General features: G+C 65.8%; 16 protein-coding genes. 4 read left to right on the forward strand and 12 right to left on the reverse strand.

Annotation, left to right across the window (positions count from 1 at the left end):
• Positions 1-14: 14 nt before the first annotated feature.
• Positions 15-896 carry an aldo/keto reductase gene (locus ASG86_RS01320; protein ID WP_056329096.1) on the reverse strand — a complete coding sequence of 294 codons (882 nt, stop codon included), beginning with the start codon at positions 894-896 and terminating at the stop codon, positions 15-17.
• 93 nt (positions 897-989) lie between these two features.
• Here ASG86_RS01320 and ASG86_RS01325 point away from each other — a divergent pair, with 93 nt between their 5' ends.
• Positions 990-1,871, forward strand: coding sequence for a helix-turn-helix transcriptional regulator (locus tag ASG86_RS01325; RefSeq protein ID WP_056329098.1), 882 nt, complete (start codon positions 990-992; stop codon positions 1,869-1,871).
• A 19-nt stretch (positions 1,872-1,890) separates the two neighbouring features.
• Here ASG86_RS01325 and ASG86_RS01330 read toward each other — a convergent pair whose 3' ends face one another.
• The 11 genes from ASG86_RS01330 to ASG86_RS01380 all read right to left on the reverse strand — a co-directional run bounded on the left by ASG86_RS01330 (position 1,891) and on the right by ASG86_RS01380 (position 12,809).
• A complete protein-coding gene (locus tag ASG86_RS01330) occupies positions 1,891-2,355 on the reverse strand; it encodes a hypothetical protein (RefSeq protein WP_056329101.1) in 465 nt (154 codons plus the stop codon).
• 278 nt (positions 2,356-2,633) lie between these two features.
• On the reverse strand, positions 2,634-5,261 hold the full coding sequence (locus tag ASG86_RS01335) for an AMP-binding protein (RefSeq protein WP_056329103.1): 2,628 nt from the start codon (positions 5,259-5,261) through the stop codon (positions 2,634-2,636).
• Positions 5,262-5,558: 297 nt separating this feature from the next.
• Positions 5,559-6,077 (reverse strand): hypothetical protein, encoded by a 519-nt coding sequence (locus tag ASG86_RS01340; RefSeq protein ID WP_056329106.1) that lies wholly within the window; start codon positions 6,075-6,077, stop codon positions 5,559-5,561.
• A gap of 303 nt (positions 6,078-6,380) precedes the next feature.
• A complete protein-coding gene (locus tag ASG86_RS01345) occupies positions 6,381-7,592 on the reverse strand; it encodes an alcohol dehydrogenase catalytic domain-containing protein (protein WP_056329109.1) in 1,212 nt (403 codons plus the stop codon).
• A 222-nt stretch (positions 7,593-7,814) separates the two neighbouring features.
• Positions 7,815-8,447 carry a hypothetical protein gene (locus ASG86_RS01350; protein WP_056329111.1) on the reverse strand — a complete coding sequence of 211 codons (633 nt, stop codon included), beginning with the start codon at positions 8,445-8,447 and terminating at the stop codon, positions 7,815-7,817.
• A gap of 54 nt (positions 8,448-8,501) precedes the next feature.
• Positions 8,502-8,942 (reverse strand): sortase domain-containing protein, encoded by a 441-nt coding sequence (locus ASG86_RS20865; protein WP_235565044.1) that lies wholly within the window; start codon positions 8,940-8,942, stop codon positions 8,502-8,504.
• 281 nt (positions 8,943-9,223) lie between these two features.
• Positions 9,224-9,988, reverse strand: a complete 765-nt coding sequence (locus tag ASG86_RS01360) for an LPXTG cell wall anchor domain-containing protein (RefSeq protein ID WP_056329117.1) — start codon at positions 9,986-9,988, stop codon at positions 9,224-9,226.
• A gap of 199 nt (positions 9,989-10,187) precedes the next feature.
• On the reverse strand, positions 10,188-11,192 hold the full coding sequence (locus ASG86_RS01365) for a hypothetical protein (protein WP_056329119.1): 1,005 nt from the start codon (positions 11,190-11,192) through the stop codon (positions 10,188-10,190).
• Positions 11,193-11,490: 298 nt separating this feature from the next.
• Positions 11,491-11,856, reverse strand: coding sequence for a hypothetical protein (locus ASG86_RS01370; protein ID WP_056329122.1), 366 nt, complete (start codon positions 11,854-11,856; stop codon positions 11,491-11,493).
• A 19-nt stretch (positions 11,857-11,875) separates the two neighbouring features.
• Positions 11,876-12,124: a hypothetical protein gene (locus tag ASG86_RS01375; RefSeq protein ID WP_056329126.1), complete on the reverse strand. Its 249-nt coding sequence runs from the start codon at positions 12,122-12,124 to the stop codon at positions 11,876-11,878.
• Between the two features lie 118 nt (positions 12,125-12,242).
• Positions 12,243-12,809, reverse strand: a complete 567-nt coding sequence (locus tag ASG86_RS01380; protein ID WP_056329129.1) for a hypothetical protein — start codon at positions 12,807-12,809, stop codon at positions 12,243-12,245.
• 592 nt (positions 12,810-13,401) lie between these two features.
• On the opposite strand from ASG86_RS01380, the gene paaA reads away from it, so the two are divergent.
• From paaA to paaC, 3 genes are read left to right on the forward strand one after another with little or no spacing between them, the layout of a single operon-like run.
• Entirely contained in the window at positions 13,402-14,406 is a 1,005-nt protein-coding gene (gene paaA / locus ASG86_RS01385; RefSeq protein WP_056329132.1) for a 1,2-phenylacetyl-CoA epoxidase subunit PaaA, read from the forward strand.
• Positions 14,403-14,783: a 1,2-phenylacetyl-CoA epoxidase subunit PaaB gene (gene paaB / locus ASG86_RS01390; protein ID WP_056329133.1), complete on the forward strand. Its 381-nt coding sequence runs from the start codon at positions 14,403-14,405 to the stop codon at positions 14,781-14,783. Before paaA ends, paaB begins: the two co-directional genes overlap by 4 nt.
• A complete protein-coding gene (gene paaC, locus ASG86_RS01395; protein WP_056329136.1) occupies positions 14,780-15,706 on the forward strand; it encodes a 1,2-phenylacetyl-CoA epoxidase subunit PaaC in 927 nt (308 codons plus the stop codon). Before paaB ends, paaC begins: the two co-directional genes overlap by 4 nt.
• The last annotated feature ends 5 nt before the right edge of the window (positions 15,707-15,711 follow it).

Consider the following 15,711-nt stretch of genomic DNA (forward strand, 5'->3'; position numbering starts at 1 on the left):
TCTAGGAGGCGGTTCTAGGCTTCGGGGATGACCATGGCGAACCGCTCGGGGCGGGCCACATCCGGGTCCGGGCCGCTGCGGACGTTGGTGTCCAGGGCGTCGATGGCGGCGAGTTCGGCCGCGGAAAGCTCGAAGTCGAACACGGCGAAGTTCTCCGCAATGCGTGCCGGATTGGTGGACTTGGGGATGGCCGAGCGGCCCTGCTGCAGGTGCCAGCGGAGCATCACCTGCGCGGCGGTCTTGCCGTGGGCCTGCGCGACGGCGGCAATCGCCGGGTCGCGCATGACGTTCTTCCGGTTCTCGCCCCACCCCGGGTAGAACGTGATGCCGCCGATCGGGGACCACGCCTGGGTGAGGATGCCATGCTCGGCATCGGCCACCTGGACGTTCCGCTGGGCGAAGTACGGGTGCAGCTCGATCTGGTTCACGGCCGGAACCACGGACGTTTCCTCCAGCAGTTGCGTGAGGTGGTGCGGCAGAAAGTTGCTGACGCCGATAGCTCGCACCCTTCCGTCCTTGAGCAGGGTCTCCAGGGCCTTGTAGGCGGCGATGGTCTTTTCGAACCGGTCCGGGGCAGGCTGGTGCAGGATGAGCAGGTCCAGCTGATCCACGCCCAGCTTGCCGGCCGACTTGTCCCAAGCGTGCAGTGCCTCGTCGTAGCCGTAGTCGCTGACCCACACCTTCGTCTCGATGAACACCTCGGAACGGTCCAGGCCGGAGCGGCGGATTCCTTCGCCCACCTCCCGCTCGTTGCCGTACGCGGCGGCGGTGTCGATGTGCCGGTAGCCCACCTCCAGCGCTGTCTGGACGGCCGCCGTCGTCTCTTCCGGGGGACTTTGGAAGACGCCCAGGCCGAGCGCGGGCATTGTGGTTCCGTTGTTGAGCGTGAGTTCCATAACCATGCTCATCACGCTATTCGGGTATGGAGGTTTGTGGGAGGGACTGCCAGTCCCTCCCTCGCTGCAGGTCCGGCGCGTAGCGTGGGGGCCATGACCAACAGCGACGACGTCCGGAAGTTCCTGACCTCCCGGCGTTCCCGGCTCACGCCCGAGGAGGCCGGGCTGCCCGCGTACGGCGGCAACCGGCGGGTGGCCGGCCTGCGCCGGGAGGAGGTGGCCATGCTCGCCGGGATGAGCGTCGACTACTACATCCGGCTGGAGCGCGGGAACCTGTCCGGCGCTTCGGACAGCGTCCTGGAGGCGCTGGCCCGCGCCTTGCAGTTGGACGACGCCGAGACGGCCCACCTTTTCGATCTGGCCCGTGCATCCACCGCCGCGCCGCGGGTGCGGCGGAGGCGGAGCCCGCAGGCGGTCCGGCCCAGCGTGCAGCGGGTGATCGATGCGATCACCGCGGCGCCGGCCTGGGTCCGCAACGACCGCGGCGACGTCCTGGCGTCCAATGAGCTGGGCCGGGCCCTCTACCTGGACATGATGGCCGACGGCGGGACCCCGCCCAACAGCGCACGCTTCACTTTCCTAAGCCCCAAGTCGCGGGAGTTTTTCGTCGACTGGGAGCGCGCGGCGGACGACATTGTTGCTGTTTTGCGGTCCACGGCCGGGAAGAACCCGTACGACAAGGACCTCTCGGACCTGATCGGCGAGCTCTCCACACGCAGCGAGGAATTCCGCACCCGCTGGGCGCGGCACGATGTGAAGTACCACCGCGCCGGCCGGAAACGGCTTCACCATTCGATCGTGGGGGACCTGGACCTGACCTATGAGGCGCTGGAGCTCCCCGCCGATCCCGGGCTGCGGATCAACATCTACACGGCCGAGCCCGGCTCGCCGTCCGAGGACGCGCTGAAGGTCCTGGCCAGCTGGGCGGCCACGCAGGGCAGCATCACCGAGGCCGCCGCCCAGAACATCAGCTAAGCCAGCCCCAATGCAGCAGCTACATCCGGCCGGAAGCCAGGTCTGCATCCACGTTCGGATCCGTGCTGCTGCTTTCCTGGGAAGTGAGTGACGGCGGCGGCTCTTTCTTTGACGCCTGCATGGAGCGCCACACCGCTGCCCCGCCTGCCAGGGCCATGAGCGCGCCGATCCACCACAACATCCTGCCCGCCCGCCGGGGAGCCTGGGCCGGGGCAGCTTTCGGTCCCACCCGCCTCAACCGTTCCTGGACCCGGGGAGTATAGGTTTCCACGCCGCCGGCAAGCTCGTCCGCCAGGCGGCGCAGGAGCACCTGAAGGCGCGGGGAAGCGGTCTCAATGCCGGTATCCAGTCCTGCCACCGCTCTCTGGACCGCAGCCTGTACGCCGGGGGTGGCCCATTCCCTGCCCCTGGCCAGCTGATGCATGAGGTTCTCGGAAAGACGGTGGGCGTGCTCGGTCTCGGTGAGTGGTTCTGCTGTGCGCATGGATGTCTCCTTTGAGCGATGGATGACCACAGCGTACGGCCTGCACAAACGTGGAGAAAGGGTCTTTTGGAACTAGGAAGTCAGCGGCCGCGCGGAACCGGCTGCGGCTGCATAAAGGGCAGGGGGTGGAGAGCTGGCGGCGGCTGGGGGTAGGCGTTCACGGTCTCAGGAGAACACCTTCGCCGCCACCTCTCGTGACGAGCCTACGGTCTGCACCTGCCCCGCCGCCCCCGTATTGAGTACGCGTTTCTCAGAGCCCGGATACCCGCCCCTAACGTCTAGGACCGCTGCGCAGCCGCCGGTTCAACAGTGGCCCGCGAAAACGGCCGCCGCTTCAGCCACCGTTCCGCCAGGCCCATGACCCGGGTGGCCGCAGCCCAGTAGAGGACGCCGCAGGCCAGGGATGCCAGCACGGCCAGGCCCTTGTCCAAGGGGTTGTCGGAATCAAACAGCGGGTACACCAGCCAGTGCGTGACGTAGATGTACAGCGACGCGCTCGCCAGCAGCGCCGTGACCCGGTGAAGCCCGCGCGGCACCCGCAGCGTGGGCAGCCACAGCAGGATGAGGCACCCCGCAAGGATGGTGCCGCTGCGGTACGGATTGTCGAAGGACGCCGGCACCGCCAGGATGGCAAGAACCGTCACGGCCCACCTCTGCCACAAGGTGCGGGAGGTGGCGGCCGCCCACCCCAGCCCGAACAGCCACAGCACCGGTCCCTGGCCCGGATAACGGCTCTCCACCAGGCCAAAGAGCAGGGGCAGGTCCACGACCACCAGGGCCATGCCGAACGCCCATGGCCAGCGCCGCACCAGCCGGTCAACGGCCGGTACCGCCAGCACCAGGGCCAGCCCGGTCAGGATGTGGACCAGGACCTCCACGAACCAGAACCGCGAGTAATCGCTCCACCCCTCCGGCCCCACCAGCGCGTTCAGCAGGAACACGTTGTGGAGCGCGTACTTGTCCGTCACGGCGAACGCGAGCGCAATCACCGCAACGGAGGGCACCACGATCCGCGCAATGCTGCGCAGGTGCCGCCGGAACCGTTCCATGCGGTTCCCGGTCAGCTGGAAGCGGGCGAAGTTGTAGCCTGCCACCGCCATCAGCACGTGCGCGGTGCCCTGCCAGTGGAAGAACCCGATGTGCGTGGAGACGATCGCGATGATGGCCACCGCGCGCAGCACAATCCCCGTCTCCATCGGCGCGAAGAGCCGGCGGCGGACGCGGCGCGCCGGAGTGCCGGCACCGTCCCGGGACGGCGCAGCTTTCCCGGAAGGCTCGACGGCGGCATCCGCCACGTGCGGCGCAGGCGTGAGTTCGCAGACCGGCATCAGGTGCCAGCCTTCGGGAATGTAACCGAGCGCGCGCTCCAGCCGGACGGACGCCGCCACGTAGGACAGCGAGTCGCCGCCCAGGGACACGAACGAATCGGTTCCGGCGACGTCATCCACCTCCAGCACCTCGGCGAAGATGCGCCGCACGTCAGTGGAACCTGCGTCCGGGACCTCGGCCGGTCCGCCGTCGTCCTCTTCTCCTGCACAGGCGAGGGCGGCGACCGCGGGATAGTCCGGCTTCCCGTTGCCCAGGCGGGGGATGGCCTCCACTGGGTAGAGTTCGACGGCGGCGCGGGGCAGGCCCAGGTCCTGGGCGAGGGTTTTGGCGATCAGGGCCAGGTCGTGGTCGCCTTCGACGGCGGCCACCACGGCGTCATCGGAGCCTGCGGCGGCCGCGGCCACCCCGAGGTCCGCCAGCAGCCGCTCCACCTGGCCCAGATCCACGCGGAGCCCCACGATCTTCACGAACCTGCTGCGCCTGCCCACAATTTCATAAAGCCCGTCAGGACCAACCCGGGCCAGGTCGCCCGTGCGGAGCTCGGTGACCATCCGCCCCAGGCTCAGGTCCTCCGGCCGATCGGCGTAGCCCAGCATCACGTTGGGCCCGGAATACACCAGCTCGGCGGCGTCCAGGCCGGGCACGGGCTCAAGCCGGAAGGACCCGCCCGGGATCGGCACGCCGATGGCCTGCGGATTCTGCAATGCCTGGTCCGGCGGCAGGTAGGCCATGCGGGCGGTGGCCTCGGTCTGCCCGTACATGACGAACAGGTCCCACCCCTGGCGCCGGCCCTGTTCGGCGTAGGAGCGCACGCGGTCCGGGGCGAGCCGCCCGCCGGCCTGGGTGATGTACCGCAGGCTCGGCACGTCCATGTCCTGAAAGCCCACGCGGTCCAGGAGGTCGAAGGTGTAGGGCACTGCCGCGAAGGAGGTCACGTGTTCGGTGCGGACCAGGTCCCAGAAGCACGGGTCCACCACCGAGAGGTCCGTCAGCGCCAGGGACGCGCCGGCCAGGAGGTGGCTGTTGACCACGCTCATCCCGTAGCAGTAGGAGAGGGGGAGCGTGGTGGCCGCCTTGTCAGAGGGGCGCAGCTGCAGGTACTCGGCGATCGCGGCGGCGTTGGCCTGGATGCTGTCCGCGGAAAGGCGCACCAGTTTGGGCGACCCCGTGGATCCCGACGTGCTGAGCAGCAGCGCGAGTTCCGGGTGGAGTTCGTGGCGGGCCTGGTCACGCCGGACGTCCAGGACCGCTTCACTGCCCGACGCGCGGACAACCACGTCCGGCTCATAGGCCGCCAGCAGCGCGTCCCCGGCGGAGCCGCCGCCAGTGGGCAGGATCAGCAGCGGGTTCCCGGCGGACAGGACAGCCAGGTAGGCCACCAGCGCCGGCAGCGTGTTCCCGGCCTCCAGCGCGACGAGCCGCCGGCCGGGCCCGAACGCGCGGGCCATGTCCTCCACCTGCCCCGCCAGTTCCCGGTAACTCAGGGACCGGCCCGGGGTGCTGACAGCCACGCGGTCGCCGAAGCGCGCCAGATCGGCGGCAAACGGAACTCCGGCGAGCTTTGTCTCTAACGTCACCGGAGCACTTTAGAAGGTAAACCTAACCTAACTCAAATGGATGTATAGGCATCCTGGCACGAAAAAGGTGCGCCCCGTTCGCTGAGCGCACCCTTTTCGATTCCCCTCGCACCGGATCCCCATCCGACTGCACTTATTGTAAGCATGCTTAGTAACGTGAATGCAAGCCCATCCGCTTTCCCTTTCCCAACAAGGCCAGCAACAACAGAGCGCAACGGCTTTCACAGGCGCTGCGCTCCGTAGTCGTTCAGGCAAAGGGTTTAGCCCCCTGCCCCGATGGATTCTCCTAGGTCTGGATCAGCGCACGGGCGGGGCTGCCGGATTGGTGTAGCTGAAGGAACCCGGGAGGCTGATGCTTGCATCCGAGGTGCTGTCCGTGATGACCACGTTGCTGTACGTGACGCCCACGAAAGTCACATCCTGGCCTGGAGGGCAGCTGAAGCCGAGTTCCTGAGCGGTGGGCGGGGTCAGGGTTATGGTGCCGACGATGTTGCCGTTCTTGTCCGCCTCGAACGGCTCGGTCTTGCTGATCTCGGTCTTGAATGTGGACTTGTTCGATGCTGCGGGGTTCTTCCCGCCGTTGTTCACGCACTCGTACGTCGTCGCAGCGTTCGCTGTGGCCGTAACCGTCTCGACAGCGCCTGATGCCAGGCCGGTTTCCTTGAAATGGACTACGAGGCTGGAGCCCGACAGGGATGCGCCGGTAGCGTTTTTGATGAAGTGTGCGTTGCCGTTGGCCGCCTGTGACGGCGAAGCAAACAGCAGCAGCCCGGCGAGAACGGCTACCAGCAAGGTAAAGACTTTTTTGATTGACATTGGGGTAACTCTCTAAGCGAATAATGCACATTGAGATCCGCTCGCCCCAGCGCTTAAGCGGCACGCACACCATGCCGAGGCACGGCATGCTTCATGGAGAACCTCCAAGTTTCTCCGTACGCCCCCAAGAAAAACCGTACGTCCGGGCATGACAAAAAGACATATTCGCCAATTGAATTAGGTAGACCGGACATTGTTAGGTAGGCCGTATTGCTGCGGGAGCCCCCGGGACACAGGTTGGGTAGGAAGCACGACGGCGGCCCGCGCCACAAGGAGCGGACCGCCGGGTGATGCAGGTGGAGGCTAAGCCGTGGTCAGCACGGTCTTGAGCCAGCCTTCCTCGCGCCGGTCGAAGTTCAGGTAGGCGTCCACCACGTCGCTAATGGGTTCGTGCTGGGTGATGAACCGGGTGGGGTCAAAGACGCCGGAGGCCACGAGGTCCACCAGGGGCGGCGTGACGGACCGGTGGTCGCAGTTGCCCATCCGGATGGTTAGGTTCTTGTTCATGGCCTGGCCGATCGGGTAGGTCGTCATGGTCGGGCTGTACACCCCAATAATTCCGATCCGCCCGTACTTCCGCACCGTCTCCACGCTCCACTGGGACACCTGTGACGGGGCGTTGCCCGGCACCCAGTTATCGCCCTGGACATTCGTCTTCGGGGCCACCTCGGACACCTCCTGCGCGAACTGCTCCGCCTGCTCCTCGCCCTTGGCTGCCGCGGGCCCGGCCCAGGGGCGCTGCGCATCCACGCCCACGGCGTCAATCACCGCGTCCACGCCGATGCCCAGCGTCGCTTCCTGCAGCGCCTCCACCGGGTCCTCGCTGTTGAAGTTGATGACGTCCGCGTTCTGGTCCAGCGCCTGCACCAGCCGCGTCTCGATCCCGTCGATCGCGAACACCCGGGACGCCCCCTGCCGGAACGCCGACGCGATGGCCAGCTGCCCCACAATGCCTGCCCCATAGACGGCCACGGTGTCACCGCGTTGGATGCCGGCCAGCTGCGCGCCGAACCATGCGGTGGGGAAGATGTCCGAGAGCAGGATGGCCTGTTCGTCGCTGACATTGTCCGGCAGCGATGTCAGGGTGTTCGACGCCCAAGGGATGCGCGCATACTCGGCCTGCAGGCCATTGATGGGCCCGGTGGTCTCGGGTCCGCCGAAGAAGCAGGTCCCCGCTTGCGGCCCGTTCGGGTTGGCGGTGTCGCACTGCGCCGTATGCCCGGCCCGGCACTGCCAGCACACGCCGCAGGACATGGTGGAGGACACGATCACGCGGTCCCCGGGGGCGAACCGGCGCACGGCCTTGCCCACGGCGGTAACCTCGCCCACGGCCTCGTGCCCCAGGATGGTGCCTTCCTTCATGCCGGACATCGTGCCGCGGATGAAGTGCAGGTCCGTGCCGCAGATGGCGCTGCGGGTGATGCGGACAATCGCGTCGTTCGGGTCCAGGATGGCCGGGTCATCAACGGTGTCCAGGCGGATATCGCCTTCACCGTGCCATACGAGAGCTTTCATGATGGGACTCCTTTACGGTTTCACGCCGCCGGTTGGGGTTCTGGTCATCAGGCACAGGAGGTGCCCAGCTGCAAGATAGTAAGCCTACTGCCTATTTTGCAGCGGGGCGAGGGTTTGCGGGGAGTTCACGACGGCGGCTGGGTCCCGGTGGTGAAAGCTGAGGTTCTGGTCCACGTGCAACTCTGTCGTGGTTTCGCCGGGCGCGGGCGGCACAGTGAGGAGTTACGGATGTTCCACCCAGCAAGCCAGAATGGTGGTGGAAAGCTGGTAGGCGAGTGCGTTGCGAGTGATGCCGTCCGGCCCCAACGTGGCCGGGAGGCGTGACGCGTCTACGTGCAGCACGAAGCTGTCTTTTTGGAAAACGGCGGATCCGTCGGCGGTTTCATAGGCTGGAAAACCGAGGTTCGCGAGGCCTTCGATGGGTGACGCTTCCTTTGCGAGGGCCTGCATGGCGGTGAAGTATTTGAGTGCTGACGCCTTGTCCGCTGCCTCCTGTACGGAGATGACCAGCGCTCCCTCGGCCAGGTGGTAGGTGCAGGTGAAGGTGCTGTCCGCCCAGGCATCGACCGTGTGCGGGTCGGAGTTCAGCTTCAGGATGGACCGCAGCCTCTCCTTCGGCTGGTCTCCGCAGACCATCAGGGCGGCGGAACTCGGCCCCGCCGCCGTCGAGCCAGCGGATGCGGATCCCTGGCCATGATGCCCGCCGCCTGCGTGACCGGGTGCCGATGTTGCGGCAGGCGGGGCTGGCGTCGAAACATCCAACGGTGCGGTCACCGATCCTGCGGCTGCAGCGCATCCCGCAAGCAGCAGGGACGTGATGCCAATTGCGGCCAAAGTGCTTTTTCGGTTCTTCATGTCCAGTCCATTCGCACCACTGCCCGCTCCCGGAAGGAGCAGCAGTTTCGGTTGTCAGGCCTTGAGCTTGGCGTAGATGACGTAGTTGTCGTCGAAGAGCCCGGTGGCGGGGTCGTAGCCGTCGCAGGTGATGAGCCGGAGTTCCGCTCCGGCCGTGTTGCCGTACACCTCAAGGGTGGGAAATTCGTTTTTGGAATAGAGGGCGCCGCGCTCAACCGTGAACACGGCGATGCTGCCGTCGGTTCGCGAAACGGTGATCTCGGCACCGGGGCTGAGCTTGCGGAGGTCCGCGAATACACCCCTGTGGCCCCCGAGGGCGTTGACGTGGCCCAGCATCACTGAGGGGCCGCGTTCACCGGGGGTCGGGGAGCCGCTGTACCAGCTGGCCGGAGCGCCGTTGCCGATGTCCTCAGGCACTTTGAGTGAGCCGTTGTCCTCCAGTCCCAGGTGAAGAAGGTCCGTCCGGACCCCGATCGAGTCAATGCTCAGGGTCACGGGAGTCGAAGCGCCAAGCACGGCCTGGGGCTGCGGCGTAGACGGAACTGCTACTGCTGCAGCAGGCGGCGCCGGGGGCTCAGCCGAAGGCGTGGCCGGGGCGGAAGCCAGCGGTGAGGCGGAGGCTGAAGGGGAAGGTCCGTCGTCGGGCGTTGTAGCCTGCCCTGCGGCGCAACCGGCAAGGGAAAGCGCGAGCAGAACCCCGGCCACCGTGGAGGCCCCGAGACCTCCGCGGCGGCCGGGATTCCTGGATGTCACAGAATTATCCGTTCAGCTCTGGCTTAGGCTGCCGCGTTGCGGCGGCGTACGGCGTAGGCTCCACCGGCGAGGGCCACCAGGGCCAGACCGCCGCCAATGGCGAGGGCTCCGGTATCGGTGCCGGTTTCAGTAGGGAGGCCGGTGTTGGCGCCGCCCGCAGGCATCTTCATCTGACCGGCCGTAAGAGTCCCGCACAGGGCAGGGGACGTAGCGGCCAGCGGCAGGGAGGGGACCAGATCGCTCTTGGCGGCCTGGCCTGCGGCGCTGAGGGTGGCCGGATCAAGGCCGTGGACAACAACCACTGCCGTGCCGGATTCCAGGGCTGCCTTTGTTTCGGCGTTCAGTTCGAAGGTGCGGTCCACTGTGTAGGAAGCCCCCTGTCCTGCAACCTTCAGGTCAAGGCCTGCTGCGGGGCTGGTGTCGCCACTGGTGGAGAGGGTAGTGACGATGCCACCGTAGGACGGTGCGCCTTCGGTGGTAGAGACAACCTTGTCGCCGTCCTTGTCAGCTGAAGGGTCCGGGCAGGCGCCCTTGGCCCCGCCATGGATGTGCTGGACGTGAGGGTACGGGGCGTCCATGAAGGTGGCGGGCATGCCCGAGACCTTGAGGACGACGTGTGCCTGGTTGCCGGTGACATCAAGGGTGACCGTACCGGAGCCTTGGCTGCCGTTGATCTGCTTCAGGGTGGACTGGTAGGAGCCGTCTGCAGCCATTGCAGGGGAACCGGACAGGGCAAGAGCGGCGAGGGCAAGGGTGGGCACTGCCATAAAGCGAAGTGACTTATTCATTGGGAAAATCTCCTCATACACGTCCGTGTGATGTTGGCCGTCCCCAGGGAGGAGACACCGGTACTTCGCAGCGCATCAAACAACGGATGGGTGGGGAGGTGGCCTAATTCACTTCTTCCACGTTGCGGGCCTGGTCCTTCGCAGCAGACTGCCTGCCCCGCGGACGCTGTTCTGCCATCCCGCTCGCACAGATGTGCGCTCAGTTGGCCACGGTGAACGGAACGACGGTCACCCCGGAGTTGGTGGACCCCAGCTTGTCGTCCCGACATGACGTCCGCAGGTGCAGCTTATGGACGCCGTTGGCCAGGGTGCGGGTGTCGATCGAGACGGGATCGGCTCCGTAAGGGCCTGCAGCGTCCCACAGGACCATTCCGGGGTTGGCCGGAACGGCGTGGAAATCCGGGTCGATGGAGATGAACGAATGGGTCGCCGGGCGCGAGCCGTCGCCGTGGGAGGCTAGGTCCGCCAGGGGAGACCAGATGCCCGAGACCGGGCCGTCGGGAAGGGGAGCAGTCCGGAGCGAGGCCTCGCAGTACCCGGCGTGCGTGTACCAGCCCTTGCCCCGCAGGAACGCATCCCTGGACACGTCGGACTCCGACTTGCCGTTCTGGATGTTGACCTGCCAGTTGAAGTTGGTCCGCATCTCGTTGCCGTCGGGCTCCTGGACGAACCCGCGGAAGCGGACCTCCTGCAGGCCCGAATGGTTGAACGCCGAAATTGGCCACGAGAAGGTCAGCCAGCGCTGGCAAGTCCCGGTGCACGTAAAGTCTCCGGTGCCGGAGCCGGCCGGGCCGGGGCAGCTGAAGTCCGGCGCCGAGGCCCGCAGGTAGCACTTCTGTACGGTGGTTTCCCTGTCGGCGGTCTTGAACACCATCGCCACGTAATCGGCTGTCCCCGGGTTGTCGTGGAGGGTCATCCGGACATTCACGGTGACATTACCCGAACTGATCGTTTCGCGTTCCGGGATGCACGCCCCCATATGGGCATGGCCGGTGTTGGTGATTGAGTTGTTGGCCTGGTCGGTGTCCGGCATCCACCACGACTGGGTGTCCACGAACTGCCGGGTCTCCTGGTACACCGTGCCGTCGGCGGGAGGTGCCCCGATGCACAGCCCGGCCGCAGCCCTGGCGGTGCCGGAGCCGAGTGCGGGCATAACGGTGCAGGCCAGCACAACAGCAAATATGAGTGCAAGGAAACGTCTCATGCCCATTCATCCGCCGGTGTCTGTTGATTCGGGAATGCTGCGAGTGCGCTGTGGCTGTCGCCGGCGTTCGAAACGCCGGACCGTGAGGATTCGCGTAAATGCCCAACTGGGGCCCGGTCAGTATATGACGGGCGTGAGACGGCAGACCAGAGTGGCTGGGTGTATTACGACGGCGGCGCGCACCTGCCGCGAGACGTGACGGACCTGGGATCCTCGTTTATGCCTGAGCGCGGATGAGAGGCAGCGCACTCTGTGCGCGTGGAAACTTCATTCGGTATCTGGCCCGGAGGCTCGTAATTTATATCCCCAGTACCCGCTTCAGGGCACTAGAAAGGGGACGCGTGAACCTCCCGCTGCCCCGCTTGGAAATCCCGGACTTAGACCCTATTGGAAGAAGCTGGTTCAGAGTCTCCCCGAGAATCTCAACCTCCACTCCATGCAGGAGGGGGATGTCGTGGATGAATGCCTCCAGCTCGAAGGCATCCGCTCTTCCTCCGTTGGAGCGGTACTGATGCCAGAGATCCTCAACGGAAAGGTCGCCTGACTCGATTAAGGTCAGTGCTGCTGGGCGAGGATCGGAATAGATCATGTCGGCCTCCCGGAAGGCATCTGCCGAACGCTTGATCCGCTGCCCTTCATGTCGCCAGTTGGGGGTGCGCATCATGCGCTCTTCTGCGTGAGTCTTATGAAGAGCTGAGCCCTTCAGTTTCTGCTTTCGCTCGGTTCTGCAGCGCACGCCTCAGAATGATCGCCAGACTGGTCGCGCAGACGATGTCCAGGCCTATGCCTGCTGCCACGAAAAAGATGTCATCCCCCGTCCAGCCTTCCTGCACCGACCACCGCAGGGTTGGAATTGACATGCATAGGCCGAGGATTAAGCCGTACCAGGGCAGAATCCAGCCCTCGTGACCGGCAGACGATGTAGTGCTCATGCTTCCACCTTCCCAAGGGCGTCACGCAGGATCTGGACCGGCGAGGCGGGTGGCTGCGGAAGGAGCCACCCGCCTCGTTCAGCAACTGGGGAGTCAAAGCCAGCGGCCGAATTTTGGGTTACAGACCAAGCAGCCGGTTCAGCAGGGTTCCCAAGCCGCTCAGGTTGTTGCCGTCCAGCAGGCCCGCCACCGCGCATAGCAGGTTGCCGAGCAGGTTACCCGAGCCAGGCTGCGCCGTGATGTTAAGGACCACCTGGTTCAAATCGACAACCAGGCCCAGCACATTCAGATGCAGCGGGCCAAGGACCAGGTTCAGGATGTCGCAGGCAGGCTGATTCGCAGTCGCGGATTGAACTGTGGTTGTGATTGTCTTGTTGACATCTTCAGTGGCTTGGTCGCTCAGTCGCGTTGCCGTTCCCACCAGCTGTCCGGTCACCTGTAGAGCGCCGTTCACAACCTTGAAGGAAGTCGGAGTAAATGATCCGGTAAAGCTACCCACCGTGGTTCCCGTGGCGTCAATGAGCGGCAGATTTGTAATTGTCCCGGTTGCAGAGGCCAGCTGTTGCGCTTGGGTGACCGCGGTAGGCGCTGCCGGCGCGGCGGCCGAAGAAGGTGCCGCGACGCCGAAGAGCATGGCGCCGGATAGGGCAATAGTGGTGGCTGATGCCATAAGTCGTGTTCGCATCTCAGGTGTTCCTTTCAGCGCCATCCATTGGCGCATGAACCCCCGGTGCCCCGCCCCCAAAGCTGGAACTCCGGCGGAACTATTGATTGCTGGTTGTGAGGCCCTCTGTTGGACCCCGGCTGGCATTGTGACTTGAATCACTACCCTGCCAGCACTCCCAAAATATTAGTAAGTATGCTGAGTAGTCAACCCCGCGGCAGAAATAAAGTGCCTTGAAAAACTTCGTTTCAAGACATTCTTCTGCTCCCGGAACGCGGGTACTTGCCCCTGGAAGCCAGTTCCCGGAGACCATCTACGCTCGGAAAGTGGCCGTGCCTGATGGCGCGTCGCGGGAAGAGGCCCCAGAGCTGAGCGGGCGTTGCGGGAAGGGGCGCCAGAGGTGAGCGGGCGTTGGAGGGGCCAGATCACATAACCGGTGCTTCGCCGCATAACCGGTGCGGGCCGGCGCCGGTTATGCGGTGCAGGGCCGGTCGTGCGACGGAAGCGCCAAGAAGGGGCAACGCTTGACGGGGTCCGCCGCTCCCGCATATCCTGAACGAACGGTCGGTAAATAATTCGGCACGTCCCAGACGGTCTTTGCATAGGAGCAACCATGGCAGCGCAGAACCTGCAGTCAGTGCCCGCTGAGCTAACCCCGGAAGAAGAAGCCGCAGGCCAGGCCCACTTCGACCGCATCATCGCCGAGGACTCGCGCATCGAGCCCCGCGACTGGATGCCCGCGGCCTACCGCAAGACCCTCCTGCGCCAGGTTTCCCAGCACGCGCACTCCGAGATCATCGGCATGCAGCCGGAAGCCAACTGGATCTCCCGCGCCCCCAGCCTCAAGCGCAAGGCCATCCTCATGGCCAAGGTCCAGGACGAGGCCGGCCACGGCCTCTACCTCTACTCGGCCGCCGAGACCCTGGGCCAGTCCCGGGACAAGATGATGGACGACCTCATCGCCGGCAAGGCCCGCTACTCCAGCATCTTCAACTACCCGGCACTGACCTGGGCGGACATGGGCGCCATCGGCTGGCTGGTGGACGGCGCAGCCATCTGCAACCAGGTCCCGCTGTGCCGCGCCTCCTACGGCCCCTACGGCCGGGCCATGGTGCGCATCTGCAAGGAAGAGTCCTTCCACCAGCGCCAGGGCTTCGAGATCCTCCTTGAACTCTCCAACGGCACTCCCGAGCAGAAGCAAATGGCCCAGGACGCCGTGAACCGCTGGTACGCCCCGGCCCTGATGATGTTCGGCCCGCCGGACGACGATTCTCCCAACTCCAAGCAGTCCATGGCCTGGAACATCAAGCGGTTCAGCAATGACGAGCTCCGCAGCCGCTTCGTGGGCATGATGGTGGAGCAGGTCAGGGTCCTGGGCCTCACCCTCCCGGATGACCAGATCTGCTTCAACGAGGACACGAAGAAGTGGGAGCACGGCCCCCTTGACTGGCACGAGTTCCAGGAAGTCCTGGCCGGCCGCGGTCCCTGCAACGCCCAGCGCCTTGAGCGGCGGAGGGAAGCGCACGACGACGGCGCCTGGGTCCGCGAGGCAGCGGCCGCTTACGCAGCAAAACAGCAGGCAAAAGAGTCAATGACGACGAAGGAATACGCAGCATGAGCCCGCACGGCAACCCGGACGCCCCCGCAAGCGCCGCCACCGAAATCAACCGCGAAGCCCCCAAGGCAAGCCCGGCTCCCCAGGAACACCATGACCGGAGCGCCTGGGGCCTCTGGGAGGTCTTCGTCCGCTCCAGCCGCGGCCTGAGCCACGTCCACGCCGGATCCCTGCACGCCCCGGACGCCGCCATGGCCCTCCGGAACGCGCGGGACCTGTACACCCGCCGCAACGAGGGCGTGTCCATCTGGGTGGTCCCGGCGGACGCCATCGCCGCCAGCGATCCCGACTCCAAGGGCTCCTTCTTCGAATCCCCGCAGGGCAAGGACTACCGGCACGCCACGTACTACACCAAGAGCGAAGGGGTAAAGCACCTGTGAGCACCGCCCACACGAACCCCGAAACCACCACCGGCCACGGCGACATCTCCACCGGCGTGGCCGGCGGCGACTCCAACGCCAGCGCAACAAGAATCACCCCCGGCAACGCCCTGCGCCCGGAGGACATCGCGCTCGAGGTGCGCACCGGCCTGGTAAAGCCGTCGGGAGACATCGCCGAGTACGCACTGCGCCTGGGCGACGACGCCCTCATCCTCGCCCAGCGCCTGGGCCACTGGATCTCCCGCGCCCCCGAGTTGGAGGAGGACATCGCCCTGGGCAACATCGCCCTGGACCAGCTGGGCCACGCCCGCAGCTTCCTCACCTACGCAGGTGCCGCCATGACGAACGACGACGGCTCGGCCAGGTCCGAGGATGACCTGGCCTACTTCCGCCGCGAGCACGAGTTCCGTTCCGTCCAGCTGTTCGAGCAGCCCAACGGTGATTTCGCGGCCACCATCGCCCGCCAGTTCGTGGTGAGCATCTACCAATACCTGCTCTACCGCCGCCTCACCGAATCCACGGATGAAACCCTGGCCGCCATCGCCGCCAAGGCCGTGAAGGAAGTGGACTACCACCGGGACCACAGCGCCCAGTGGGTCCTGCGCCTGGCCGGCGGCACCGAAGAATCACGCAAGCGGATGGTCCACGGCCTGCGGACCATGTGGCCGTACGTGGGCGAACTGTTCCGGGACGATGACCTGACGCAGCGCCTCGCTGAGGCGGGTGCCGCCGTCGCGCCTTCCTCTCTGAAGGAGGACTTTGACCGCCTGGCCGGTGAAATCCTCTCGGAGGCCGAACTTGAGGTTCCGGACGTCCCCGCAGCCCCGGGCGGCGGCCGGCACGGCAAGCACTCCGAACACCTGGGCTACATCCTCGCCGAAATGCAGGTGCTGGCCCGCGAGCATCCCGGAGCCAGCTGGTGACCGAA

Source organism: Arthrobacter sp. Soil764 (assembly GCF_001428075.1).
Classification (GTDB): Bacteria; Actinomycetota; Actinomycetes; order Actinomycetales; family Micrococcaceae; genus Arthrobacter.

Excerpts from the sequence above, each read along its gene's own strand:
- ASG86_RS01365 (WP_056329119.1), bottom strand. The coding sequence starts at position 11,192 with ATGAGACGTTTCCTTGCACTCATATTTGCTGTTGTGCTGGCCTGCACC.
- ASG86_RS01360 (WP_056329117.1), bottom strand. The coding sequence starts at position 9,988 with ATGAATAAGTCACTTCGCTTTATGGCAGTGCCCACCCTTGCCCTCGCC.
- paaB (WP_056329133.1), top strand. The coding sequence starts at position 14,403 with ATGAGCCCGCACGGCAACCCGGACGCCCCCGCAAGCGCCGCCACCGAA.
- ASG86_RS01370 (WP_056329122.1), bottom strand. The coding sequence starts at position 11,856 with ATGATGCGCACCCCCAACTGGCGACATGAAGGGCAGCGGATCAAGCGT.
- ASG86_RS01330 (WP_056329101.1), bottom strand. The coding sequence starts at position 2,355 with ATGCGCACAGCAGAACCACTCACCGAGACCGAGCACGCCCACCGTCTT.
- ASG86_RS01320 (WP_056329096.1), bottom strand. The coding sequence starts at position 896 with ATGGAACTCACGCTCAACAACGGAACCACAATGCCCGCGCTCGGCCTG.
- ASG86_RS01325 (WP_056329098.1), top strand. The coding sequence starts at position 990 with ATGACCAACAGCGACGACGTCCGGAAGTTCCTGACCTCCCGGCGTTCC.
- paaA (WP_056329132.1), top strand. The coding sequence starts at position 13,402 with ATGGCAGCGCAGAACCTGCAGTCAGTGCCCGCTGAGCTAACCCCGGAA.
- ASG86_RS01345 (WP_056329109.1), bottom strand. The coding sequence starts at position 7,592 with ATGAAAGCTCTCGTATGGCACGGTGAAGGCGATATCCGCCTGGACACC.
- ASG86_RS01380 (WP_056329129.1), bottom strand. The coding sequence starts at position 12,809 with ATGCGAACACGACTTATGGCATCAGCCACCACTATTGCCCTATCCGGC.
- ASG86_RS01375 (WP_056329126.1), bottom strand. The coding sequence starts at position 12,124 with ATGAGCACTACATCGTCTGCCGGTCACGAGGGCTGGATTCTGCCCTGG.
- ASG86_RS01350 (WP_056329111.1), bottom strand. The coding sequence starts at position 8,447 with ATGAAGAACCGAAAAAGCACTTTGGCCGCAATTGGCATCACGTCCCTG.
- ASG86_RS01340 (WP_056329106.1), bottom strand. The coding sequence starts at position 6,077 with ATGTCAATCAAAAAAGTCTTTACCTTGCTGGTAGCCGTTCTCGCCGGG.